This window comes from Bradyrhizobium sp. (genome assembly GCF_019242285.1).
GTDB lineage: Bacteria > Pseudomonadota > Alphaproteobacteria > Rhizobiales > Xanthobacteraceae > Bradyrhizobium.
On record NZ_JAFAVV010000305.1, the window covers coordinates 1 to 9,135 of the forward strand.

The following is a 9,135-nucleotide window of genomic DNA, read 5'->3' on the forward strand; positions in this document are numbered from 1 at the left end:
ATGGCGCGGATGTCGCTCTGCTGGATGCCGGTGAGATAGGCCGTCATGGCGCGGACCATGAACTGGCCCTGGCTCGAGCTCCAGATCGTGGTCTTGCCATCGGCGGCCACGCTGATGAGACACGCATGCGGCTCGATATAGCCCTGATGCACCGGGCGCGTGGTGAAGGTGCGCTCGATGATCACGTCGGCCTGGGCGAAGCCTTCCGATATGCTGCCCTTCTCATGCTTCAGCGTGCCGGCGATGTTCGACGGCTTGCCCTCGAACTTGTTGAACTCGTGCAGGATCGGCGCGTCGGGCTTGATCGCGTCGTCGATCTCGATCGCGAACGGCAAGACCTCGTAATCGACCTCGATCAGAGTGCAGGCCTCGGCCGCGATCGCCTCGGTGGTGGCGGCGACCGCCGCGACGGGATGGCCGGGGAACAGCGCCTTCTCGCGCGCCATCACGTTGCGGCACATCCAGCGCATGTCCTGGATGCCGAGCATCACCGCGCCCTTCTCGATCGGGAAGTCGACGACATCGCGCGCGGTCACCACGGCCTTGACGCCGGGCAGCTTCTCGGCTTTCGAGGTGTCGATCGAGCGGATGCGCGCATGCGGATGCGGGCTGCGCAGCACCTTGCCCCAGATCATGCCGGGCATGGTGGTGTCGGCGGCGAAGGCCGCGCGGCCGGTGACCTTGTCGACGCCATCCGGACGAATGGTGCGCTGGCCGATCCACTTGTTGTTGGTGACGATGTTCATCGTGGCATCTCCCGCATTTCAGCCGCGGCGTCGAGCACCGCGCGGACGATCTTGTCATAGCCGGTGCACCGGCAGAGATTGCCGGCGAGCCAGAAGCGGACCTGTTCCTCGGATGGATCGGGATTCTTCGCGAGCAGCGCCTCGGAGGCGACCAGCATGCCCGAGGTGCAGATGCCGCACTGGAGCGCGGCATGTTCGAGGAACTTCTGCTGCAACGGATGCAGCGTCTCGCCATGCGCCATGCCCTCGATGGTCTTGATCTCGTGACCCTCGGCCTCGGCGGCGAGCATCAGGCAGGAGCAGACCAGGCGGCCGTCGAGGGTGATCGAGCAGGCGCCGCAATCGCCGGACGAGCAGCCCTCCTTGGAGCCGGTGAGCCCGAGCTGGCCGCGCAACGCGTCGAGCATGGTCTCATACGGCTCGCACAAAAATTCCATCGGCTCGCCGTTGATGGTGGTGGTGACGTGGACCTTCGGCATCTGGCTAGTTTCCTCCCGCGCGGCGCGCAGCGATCGCGGCGGTGCGCTTGAGCAGCACGCCGGCGGTTTTGGTGCGATAGGCGATGGTGCCGCGCTTGTCGTCGATCGGACGGCAGGCGGCGCGGCAGGCGGCAGCGGCCTTCTCCAGCGCGGCGTCGTCGAGCCGCGAGCCGATCAGCGCTGTGGCGGCGTCCTTGACCAGGAGCGGGGTCGGCGCGACCGCGCCGAGGCCGACGCGGGCTGCGGTGCAGACGCCCTGCTCCAAAGTCAGGCTGACACCGAGGCCGACCACGGCGATATCCATCTCGGTGCGCGGAATCATGCGCAGATAGGCGTCGGAGGAGCCGTTCGGCCGCGCCGGCAAAGTGAAGCTGACGAGAATTTCGCCGGGCTTGAGGTTGGTGCGGCCCGGGCCGGCGGGCACGTCCTCGACGGGGAGCTCGCGGCTGCCCTCCGGGCCGCGCAGGGTGACCACGGCGCCTGCCGCGATCATCGCGGGCACGCTGTCGCCGGCGGGCGAGCCGTTGCAGAGATTGCCGCCGGCCGACGCGCGGCCCTGCACCTGCTTGGAGCCGATCAGGTTGACGGCCTCCAGCACGCCGGGCCAGCTCTTGCCGAAGCGCGCCTGCTCGGCCAGCACGGCGCCGGAGACGGCGGCGCCAATGACAAAACCGCCGTCGGCGGTCTCCTCGATGCGGGTCATCTCCGCGATGTTCTTGATATCGACGATCAGGCCCGGCCGCACCAGGCCGGAGCGCATCTGCACCAATAGGTCCGTGCCTCCCGCCATAATGCGTGCGGCACTTCCGGCGGCAGCAAATGCGCCAATCGCTTCGTCAAGCGTGCGCGGTGCTACGTATCGGATATCGGTCATGTCGGTTCCCGCGTCTCCTCTTTCTTCTTTCCCTGCAAGGATGAGCCGCCCGATGGCGGCGAGGCCGAGCCTACACGGCCGGACGCGGTTGGAACAGCCTCCTGGGCGGGTAGCAGTGGCCATCTCCCATGCGTACAACGCGTGTGCAGGGGAAACGCGCAGGGTGGCTAAGCGCAGCGTGCCCACCATTGCTTCAGCACGCATGGATGCACGGTGGGCACGCTGCGCTCAGCCCACGCTATCCTGTCAACCGCTGCGCCAATACCGTCACGAAACGGTCAACATCGGTCTCGTCGTTGTAGACATGCGGCGAGATGCGCATGCGGCCGAGACGGGACGCGACGTGGACACCGTCGGCCGCCAATCCGTCGGTGAGCCCGGCCGGCATGCCCTCGTCGAAGCTGAGGCTGAGAACATGCGGGGCGCGGAACCGCGCCTCGGACACGCGCACCGGCAGTTTTCGCACGCCGTCCGCGATCGCGGCCGTCAGCATCGCAAGCCGTTCCAGCACGGCCGCCTGCCCCCAGCCGGCCAGCATCTCCATGCCGATCGCGGCCATCTCCATCGAGATGAAATGGTCGCGCTCGCCCATGTCGAAGCGGCGGGCGTCGGGCACGTAGCGCGTGTCGGCAAAATATACGCTGTTCTCGGCGCGAACGTCGCGGCGGCCATAGGCGGTCTGCTCCAGCGGCACGCCGCCCTGGTGGCGCTTCGCGACATACATGAAGGCGCGGCCGTAGGGACCGAGCAGCCATTTGTAGGTCGGGAAGATCACGAAGTCCGGATCGAGCTGCGTGACATCCATGTGCAGCACGCCGGCGCCGTGGGTCGCATCGATCAGGAACAGCGCGCCCCGCCGCTTCAGCGCGGCGCCGACCCGGTCAACATCGACGAGACCGCCGTCCGACCAGTGCACCGAGGAGATCGACGCCAGCGCGACCGGCGGCGCGCCATCCCGCTCGATCGCGGCGAGCACCGCCGAAGTCCAGTCGCCGTCGCCGGGCTGGCGCACGGTCTCGACGACGAAATCCTGCGCGTCGGCCCGGCTCCGCCATTCCAGCACCGGCGAGGAATGGTCGTTCTCCAGCACCAGCACCCGCGCGCCGCGCGGAATGGCGAGGAGCTTCGCCGCGGTCGAGACGCCGTAGCCGACCGAGGAGATCAGCGCGACGTCGTCCGGCGCCGCATGGATCAGCCGCGCCGCGGCAGCGCGGGTGCGCTCATATTGCTCGTTGGCGAAGGACGGCTCCAGCCTCCACGGCTGCGCCTTGCGCATCATGGCGGCGCGGCCCGCCTCCACGGTCCTGCGCGGCAGCGGGCTCCAGGATGCGGCATTGAGGAAGCAGATGTCGCGCGGTATCTCGAAAAGGTCGCGCTGCGAGGGAAGCATGGAGCCTCTCATTTCACTCGGGGTCGGTTTGCCTCATGTCCGCAGGGGTGCGCGGACGGCCTGAGAGCGCTCCCGCGTGTGGCAACATTATCAACGTCATTATCAAACGTCGCACACCGCTCGCGCCAGCCAATTGTTCGCAGCCGGCCAATATGCATGGCACGGCTGCGTTTGCAGAGCGGTCACGTGGCGTTCCGGCGTCCCAAGCCTCTGCACACCGTGCGCCTAATGCGCACCGTGCGCCTAACGCGCGCCCGCGTGCCTGGCCGGCAGCATGCCGACAAATCCGCTGATGTCCGCGTACCAGACATTGCCGTCGCGATCGACGGTGACGCTGAACGGCCGGGCATTGTCGCGCGGCAGCGCAAACACCGTGACATGACCATCGCGCAGCCGCCCGAGGCTTGCGCGGCGCATCATGCCGAACCAGACGTCGTCATTGGGAGCGACGGCAATGCCGCTGAGACCGGCATTTTCCCCATCCACCTCGACATCCGAGTATTGCCCATCCTTGAATCGCCCGACGCGATTGGCGCGGAATTGAAGGAACCATACCGAGCCGTCGGAGCCGACCGCCACGTCGGTCGGCACGGCGCCGCCGCGAGGCAGGTCGAATGTCCTGCTGGTCCCGTCGGCTTTGAGCTCGAGCAGCTGATTGCCGGTCTGCAGTGTCGCCCATATCGCACCGTCGGCCGTCACTGCGACCCCGTAGGGACCACCGCGCGCGGACTCTATCTGGTAGCGGGTGAAGACTCCGTCCTTCAGACTGGTCAGGCCGTAGCCGGTCGGATCGGCGAACCAGACGGCGCCGTTGGGCGCGATCGCCAGCCTCCCGGGACGGCTGATCGGCGTGTCGAGCACGAAGCGAGCGACTTCGCCGATACTGCTGATGCGCGCGATGGCGCGCGCGGCGAGGTCGGTGTACCAGGCGCTGCCGTCGGCCGCGACCGCCAGTCCGAGCGGCTCGATGTTTCGGCTCGATGTGGACAGCCGCTCGATGCGGGCGTTGCGTACGCGGCCGATCGCATCGGCATGGTCGATGGTGAACCAGATGCTGCCGTCCCCTCCGGCCGCAATCGCGACCGGCGCATCCTCCGGCTCGCCCATGCGGTATTCGACGAATTTTCCCTCCGAGATGGCGCGCAGCAGCAGAACCGCGCCTGCCAACACGGCGAGGCCGAGCGTCAGGGCTCCGAAGCCCGCCAGCGTTCGTGGTGCACTTTGTACGAATTTCGGTATGGCCAAGGACACCGGCAACTCCACGGTACTGACGCTGCTTTTGAATCCGAAATTCCGGCAGCGGTTGGCGCGCAATGTGAGCAAGCGCGACGATGCCGCGCATCGCGGGTTCTCAATGCGACGAACGGGCCGCAGCGCGTCGGCGCGAAAGATATTGCGCCGCCAGACCGCCGATCAGCACCAGCAGACCGAACGAGAGCCCGCCGCCGAGGCGCATCGGCTCGATGCGCGCCGGCGTGTTGCGGCGTTCGATGGCCGTGCGCCAGACTTCCGCATAGGGCATCAGCGAGAACATCGCGTAGATGACATTGGCGTCGTTCGGGTCGCGCGCGAGAAGCCCGGCCTCGAGATGGGTCGGAAGATTGTCCTCTTTCGGCGCCCAGGTCGCCCCGCCGTCCTCGCTCCGGTAGATCCCGCGATCGGAGGATACCAGCAGGGTCGCCGCGTCTGCGCTCGCCGCGATGCCGCGCACTCTGGCCCTCGCCTCAGGCAGCGGACGTCCGACGGGTTGCCAATTGGAGCCGAGATCATCGCTGACCACGATCCGGCCGCCGGCCGCCGCCCAGATCCGCTGCGGCCGCACGGCGTCGACCGCGATCGTGTCGACCGGTGCATCCGGGCGGTCGAGACCGCCGCCACGCCAGCTGCGTCCCCCGTCCCGACTGATCATCGTCCGCGCGTCGATCACGACCGCCAGAATGTCGGCCGATCCCGGAATTGTCGCCAGCGCCGTCATTTCGGCCATCCGCTGAAGTCCGGGCACGGCCGCATAAGTGCGGCCGCCATCCTCGCTCGCGAACAGCTCGTTCCGACCGAGCAGATAGAAACGATCGCTCGCCGGCCCCGCGACCAGCGCCCGCGTGGGGATCGCGGAGTCGGGGACGTCGGCGCGCAGCCAACCGTCTCGATCGCGACGAAACACGCCGCTGGCTGCCGCGCATACGGCCAGCTCGCCGTTCGGCGAGAAGGCCACAGCAAATACCGCACCGAAGATGACGTTGCGCGCCTCCGCCACCCAGCTCCGCCCGCCATTGCGCGAACTCAGGAGTCCGAGGTCGGTGCCGGCCAGCAGATGCGACGAATCGCGCGGGTCGACCGCAACGACCAGCGCCGCGTTGAGAAACAGGCCGACATCCGCATTCAGCCACGTGGCGCCGAGATCGCGGGAGCGAAACACGCCGCCATAGCTGCTCGCATCATGCGGCGAGGCGCGTTCCGCCACCAGGCACGCCATGCAGGCGAGCCAGAGGGTCAGCCAGCGCGCGACGATCCGCTTTCGTCCAGCCGCGAGATGAGGCAATCCGGGTGTGGAGGGCGATCCAACCCCGAAAGCAGCCCTCATGGCTTGCGTGATTTTTCACCCGGCGCCAGCGTGAGCTCGGCCATGCGCCCGCCGTTCAACGCCACCCAGGAATTCTTCGTCAACGGGTACTTGTCCGTATAGCTCAGCGGCTCGTGGGCGGCGACGCAGTTGTTGTAGCCGCCGGTGATCTTGTAGCACTTCTCATAGGCGAGAAACTGCTGGACCGTATCGGTCTGCTGCACATTCGCGGTCATCCAGTCGCGGATGCCCTCATATGAGGAGAACGCGTCCGAGCCGAACACGAGCTTGCCGATGCTGGTCGGCACTTCGAGCAATTGCGAGCCGGCCGTATGGGCGCGAAACGCCGGATGAATCCGCACCCCCGGCAGGATCTCCATCTCGCCGTCGACGATCACCGCCTTGCCCTTCAGCACCTTGCCGTACACCTCCTCGACGGTGAGCGGCATGTAGCCACAGGCGGGCGTGCGGTTGCAGCCGCCCGGATCGGAGTTGACCGCGCGGATGTGCGGCTCCGGATAGTTGAGCGCCCATTCGATCGCCTTGAGCTCCTCGCGCTGGACGTAGAGCACGGCATTGGGCAGGTCGGACAATTGGCCGGCATGGTCCCAGTGGGCATGGCCGATCACCACCTTGGTGACATCGGCCGCATTGAAGCCGAGCACCTTCAACTGATCCGGCAGCGGCGCCCAATGGTCCGAGCCGGTCATCTTCAGATAATCCTGCTGCTTCCAGCCCGTATCGTAGAGGATCAGCTCATTGCCGCACTTGATCACGCCGATGTTGACCGGCAGATCGACGCTCGGGATATTGCTCTCCGGCTTGGTGCTGCCGGGCACGAAGGCGCGGTCCGGCATGAACGAGCCGAACGGCACGTTCATGAAACGGCTGCTCTCGATCAACCATGCCGAGCAGATCGGCTGCTGGGCCAGCGCCGGCGCGCCGAACAGGCTTGCCAGCGCCGCCACCGCGACCATCCACGTGAAAGCTTGGTTTCGTATTGCACGTTTCCTCATAGCTTTCCTCCCCTACAATTTGCTCGAGCTTTCCTGATCGAGATCCGACCGCGCTTGTATCTATCGTCTCCTTGTCCACCCGACCCGCTAATGCGGCTTGTATTGACCCGGCCACAATATTTCGCCGACCCGCAACATGTCTTCCGAGGCCCGCACGTCCATCTCGTGGGCCAGGTTCAGCCGCTGCCGGTCGCCATCCCCGGTGAATTTCAGCATCTCCGAAGCCGCATTGGCGTAGAGTGCCATCGCGTCGACATACTGTCCTTGCGACGCGGTCAGCGAGGGCGGCGCCCCCATGGCGCGGACCTGCGTTTCGGCATCATGAAAGAACTTCGCCAGCGGCTCGATCCTTTGTGCGAGCGCATGCGCGTCCCGGCCTTCGGTCTGATAGGCGATGCCGGCGAAGCTCAATGCCACCGCCGATCGTGTCGCCTCCCGGTGGACGGCCCACAACGTCGTCGCGAAGCGTTCCTCGTCCGCCGTCAAGGGCGGTGGCTGGGGTTTCTCGTCTCGCGTGCTGATGGTTTGAGCGACCGGTTGCATCATCGACGGCGGCCGCATCTCGCGCAGCCACACCGCACCACCGGTTGCCGCCAGCGACGCAACGACGCCTGCGAGCAACAACGACCGACCGCCGGGCCTGCCGATCGTAAGTATGGCGATTCCTCCGTATATTTTGCAGCAGTGTATCCTTCGGTTTCAGCGGCGGTCAATCCACGCAGCAGCCAAACAGAGCATTGCTGACATCCTGACTATCGCAGCCTGCGCTGCATCTTTCATTCCGACCAAGTTGACACGGCAGTCTAACCGTTTGTCTTGGTAGGTTTTTCTTCTCGCGAGCTGCGACCCGCATTGCTCCGGCGGTTGGGTCGCCTCACGGGCGGCCGGCGGCGAGTCATCTCGCCGCCAGGCTGCCACAGCGTACGCTCACGAGCCGTTGGTCCATTGCACGGCGTGCTGCGCCTCGTCCTTCAGCTTCTCCTGCGCTGTGGACATCATCTGACCGACATGGAGATCAGCATCGCGGCTGGGATCTGGCCCGCATTGTTGCTTTCTCCGCCCTGCCCGCCGAACATCGGGGCTTCGGCACCAGCGGCTGATTGATCCGTGTGAGGGCTTCAGCGAATTTGGCAAAATTCTGTTCAGCGAGGCGGAATTCGGGCCTGCCATAGGCGCGACGATTGCCCCATCGACGCCCTCTCGATCCACAGGCTCGGCAGCCGGCAACTATCACTCCGATCATGCCGTCTCAGTCGAGACATTTAAACGTCGCGCGGTAGAGTAGTTTGCGGTTGGCGGCGGGTCGCCCCGCCGCCAATGCCAGTCGTCATGAACCATTGGTTCTGCGCATCGCCGGCGGCGCCTCGTCCTTCAGCTTCTCGAGCGCAGCCGGCATCATCTGGCCGAACATCGAGCTCAGCATCGCGGTCGGGATCAGGCCCGCATTGCTGCCCTCGCCGCCCTGCCCGCCGGACATCAGGAACTGCGGCACCAGCGGCTGGTTGATCCGGGTCAGCGCATCCGCGAACTTCGCGAAGTTCTGCTCGGCGAGGCGGAATTCCGGGCCGCCATAGGCGTCGACCGCAAGCTTGGTCGCCTGCGCATTCGCAGCACCGACCGCGAGCACCCGGTCGGCCTCGCCCTGGCCTTCGAGCCGTGACTGCTCGCCGACGGCGGCTGCCGTCACCTTGCGCGTCTCGGCGTCCTTCTGGGCACGCGCGAGCGCTGCCGCACCCTCGTTCTCGTTGACCTTGACCTGGATCAGCGACTGCGTCAGCGCAGACTGTGCCGCCGCCGTCGCCTTGGCTTCGTTGAGCGCGCGCTCCTGGATCGCGGCATTCTCCTGCTCCTTGTAGGTATCGATCTGCTCACGCGCGACCTGGCGCGAGCGGAGCTGGATCAGGATGTTCTCGATGGTGTGGTCGCCGGCCGGCGCACGCGGCGTGCCGATCAGCACCTCCTGGAGATCGAGCGAATAGCCCGAGAACTTCGCCTTCATCTCGGCCGCGGATTCCTCCTGGATCGCGGCGCGGTTCTGCAGCAGCTCGATCAACGTCATCTTCTGCGCGA

General features: G+C 66.4%; 10 protein-coding genes. All 10 read right to left on the reverse strand.

Annotation, left to right across the window (positions count from 1 at the left end; translation table 11 throughout):
* Positions 1 to 746: molybdopterin cofactor-binding domain-containing protein (locus JOY90_RS12000; RefSeq protein WP_291691353.1), on the reverse strand; the 746-nt coding region annotated here is incomplete at its 3' end.
* Complete coding sequence (locus JOY90_RS12005) at positions 743 to 1,225, reverse strand: (2Fe-2S)-binding protein (protein ID WP_291691354.1); 483 nt, start codon at positions 1,223 to 1,225, stop codon at positions 743 to 745. The genes JOY90_RS12000 and JOY90_RS12005, both read right to left, overlap by 4 nt.
* A gap of 4 nt (positions 1,226 to 1,229) precedes the next feature.
* Positions 1,230 to 2,090, reverse strand: coding sequence for a xanthine dehydrogenase family protein subunit M (locus JOY90_RS12010; RefSeq protein ID WP_291691361.1), 861 nt, complete (start codon positions 2,088 to 2,090; stop codon positions 1,230 to 1,232).
* 247 nt (positions 2,091 to 2,337) lie between these two features.
* Positions 2,338 to 3,489, reverse strand: coding sequence for an aminotransferase class V-fold PLP-dependent enzyme (locus JOY90_RS12015; protein WP_291691355.1), 1,152 nt, complete (start codon positions 3,487 to 3,489; stop codon positions 2,338 to 2,340).
* A 243-nt stretch (positions 3,490 to 3,732) separates the two neighbouring features.
* Positions 3,733 to 4,740 carry a hypothetical protein gene (locus tag JOY90_RS12020; RefSeq protein WP_291691356.1) on the reverse strand — a complete coding sequence of 336 codons (1,008 nt, stop codon included), beginning with the start codon at positions 4,738 to 4,740 and terminating at the stop codon, positions 3,733 to 3,735.
* Between the two features lie 100 nt (positions 4,741 to 4,840).
* A complete protein-coding gene (locus JOY90_RS12025) occupies positions 4,841 to 6,070 on the reverse strand; it encodes a hypothetical protein (RefSeq protein WP_291691357.1) in 1,230 nt (409 codons plus the stop codon).
* Positions 6,067 to 7,065, reverse strand: a complete 999-nt coding sequence (locus JOY90_RS12030) for an MBL fold metallo-hydrolase (RefSeq protein WP_291691358.1) — start codon at positions 7,063 to 7,065, stop codon at positions 6,067 to 6,069. The genes JOY90_RS12025 and JOY90_RS12030 overlap by 4 nt, the downstream gene beginning before the upstream one ends.
* An 87-nt stretch (positions 7,066 to 7,152) precedes the next feature.
* Complete coding sequence (locus tag JOY90_RS12035; RefSeq protein ID WP_291691359.1) at positions 7,153 to 7,689, reverse strand: hypothetical protein; 537 nt, start codon at positions 7,687 to 7,689, stop codon at positions 7,153 to 7,155.
* Between the two features lie 303 nt (positions 7,690 to 7,992).
* Positions 7,993 to 8,292 carry a hypothetical protein gene (locus JOY90_RS12040; RefSeq protein ID WP_291691360.1) on the reverse strand — a complete coding sequence of 100 codons (300 nt, stop codon included), beginning with the start codon at positions 8,290 to 8,292 and terminating at the stop codon, positions 7,993 to 7,995.
* Between the two features lie 100 nt (positions 8,293 to 8,392).
* Positions 8,393 to 9,135 (reverse strand): SPFH domain-containing protein (locus tag JOY90_RS12045; protein ID WP_367276914.1); only part of this gene is annotated, 743 nt, incomplete at its 5' end.

Coding starts and splice junctions, on each gene's coding strand:
- JOY90_RS12005 (WP_291691354.1), bottom strand. CDS start 1,225: ATGCCGAAGGTCCACGTCACCACCACCATCAACGGCGAGCCGATGGAA.
- JOY90_RS12015 (WP_291691355.1), bottom strand. CDS start 3,489: ATGCTTCCCTCGCAGCGCGACCTTTTCGAGATACCGCGCGACATCTGC.
- JOY90_RS12025 (WP_291691357.1), bottom strand. CDS start 6,070: ATGAGGGCTGCTTTCGGGGTTGGATCGCCCTCCACACCCGGATTGCCT.
- JOY90_RS12030 (WP_291691358.1), bottom strand. CDS start 7,065: ATGAGGAAACGTGCAATACGAAACCAAGCTTTCACGTGGATGGTCGCG.